Below are 2031 nucleotides of genomic sequence, written 5' to 3'. Positions count from 1 at the left end.
GCCGCAGCCGCCGGGCCCGCCGCAGATGCCGCCGCAACCGCCCCAGGTCCCGCCGACCCCGCCCGCGGGGCAGCCCCCCATGGGCCAACCGCCGCTGGGACAGCCGCCCGTGGGGCAGCCCGGTTACGGCTATCCGCAGCAGCCCGGCCCGTACGGTGCCCAGCCCGGCCCGTACAACCAGCCGGGCCCCTACGGCCAGCAGCCCGGCCCCTACAACCAGCCCGGCCCGTACGGTCCCCAGCCCGGGGCCTACCAGCAGCCGGGGCCTTACGGTGCCCAGCCAGGCCCGTACGGCGGCGGCTACCCGCCCCAGCAGTTCCCGGGGGGCCCGACCCCGCCCCCCGGCGGCGGTGGCAAGAAGTTCTTCTCCGGCAAGCCCGGCCTCATCACCGCGGCCGTGGTCGCGGGACTGCTCGTCATCGGCGGCGGTACGTGGTTCGCGCTCAGCGGTGACGACGGCAAGGACGAGCCGGCCGTGGCCAAGACCACGCCTCCCGGGCCCGACGACTCCGCCACGGCCAGCCCCGACGACGGTGACGGCAGCGGCGGCCGGCCGGCCGAGGACGACCTCAACGCGGGCCGTAAAGCAGGGGAGTCGAAGGTCTGGGTCGCGACCAACGATGTGGACCTGCCCTCCCTCGGATCCCACGCCTTCGGACCGTGGTTCGCCGGCGACACCGTCATCAAGGCCATGTACAAGAAGATCCAGGCCTACTCCGTCACCGACGGCAAGCCCAAGTGGTCGCTGCCCGTGGCGGGTGAGGTGTGCGGCGCTCCCAAGGCGCCCACCACCGACGGCAAGATAGTTCTCGCGTACATGAACGGCACCGATGACAGGGCCGACTGCAACCAGTTGCAGATGATCGACCTCAACACCGGTAAGGCCGGCTGGAAGAAGGAGATCGCCCAGCACGGCGACTTCGACCTCTTCAGCGATGTGACCCTCGCCATCAGCGGCAACACGCTGGCGGTGGGCCGGACCAGCAACGCCGACGGCTACCAGGTCAGCGACGGCAAGCACCTCTTCGGCAATGTGCCCGGCGACTGCCAGCCGACCGGATTCACCAGCGGTCCCCAGTTGTACGCCGCCGAGCTGTGCCCCGACGGCGCCAACACGCCGCAGGGCCAGTTCCAGCAGATCGACCCGCTCACCGGCAAGGCCAAGTGGACGTACAAGCTTCCGAAGGACTGGAAGGTCGACAAGGTCTATTCGGCCAACCCGCTCGTCATCTCCATCCGGAACTACGACGACGACAAGAAGTGGAACGTCCTCGCGCTCAACGCGAACGGCACGCTGCGCTCGCACATGGCCGGCGGCAAGGACACGTTCACGGTCAACTGCGGGGGCACCTTCACCTTGCAGGACAAGACACTTGAGGACTGCATCGGCATGACAGCCGACGCCAACACCTTCTACATGTCGACCGCTGCGAGCAACGACTCGACGTCCGCCACCAACGAGGTCATCGCCTACAACCTCAACACCGGTAAGGCGAAGTGGCGTTCGAAGTCTCCGGCGGGCCGGACGATGGACCCGCTGCGGATGGACGGCGGAAAGATCGTCGTCTACATGCCTGCGGGTTACGACACGGGCGGCGAGGTCGGGACGATCGCGGCGACCGGCGGCGCTCCCGCCATCGTGCAGAAGCACTCCAGCTCCACGGCCGAGATCGAGAGCACCTTTTTCTCCGGCACCATGGCGTACCAGGACGGCCGTTACTACCTGATGGAGACCTTCCTGGCCGGGGGCAAGGACGACTCGGAACTGAAGGAGAAGACCATGATGGTCTTCAGCAACTGACGTCTCCCGTACCGGTCTTCGCCCTTTCGCTCCGTCCCAGTCCCGCAGACCTGTCTGTCTCCCGAGCCTTCTTCGAGGTACGTACGTCATGACGCAGCCGCCACCTCCGCCGCCCCCCAACGAGCCCCCGAGGCCGCCCCAGCAGCCTCCGGAGCCCCCGCAGCAGCCGCAGCAACCCCCTCAGCAACCCCCGGGGCAGCAGGGCGCTTTCGGCGCCCCGCAGGACCCGC

1 protein-coding gene is annotated in these 2031 nt (G+C 68.9%); it reads left to right on the top strand.

Annotation, left to right across the window (positions count from 1 at the left end):
- Positions 1-1801 (top strand): PQQ-binding-like beta-propeller repeat protein (locus QR77_RS14310; protein WP_078876668.1); only part of this gene is annotated, 1801 nt, incomplete at its 5' end.
- Positions 1802-2031 lie beyond the last annotated feature (230 nt).

This window comes from Streptomyces sp. 150FB (assembly GCF_000818195.1).
In the GTDB taxonomy this organism is placed as follows: Bacteria; Actinomycetota; Actinomycetes; order Streptomycetales; family Streptomycetaceae; genus Streptomyces.
This window is presented reverse-complemented; position numbering and strand designations above follow the sequence as displayed.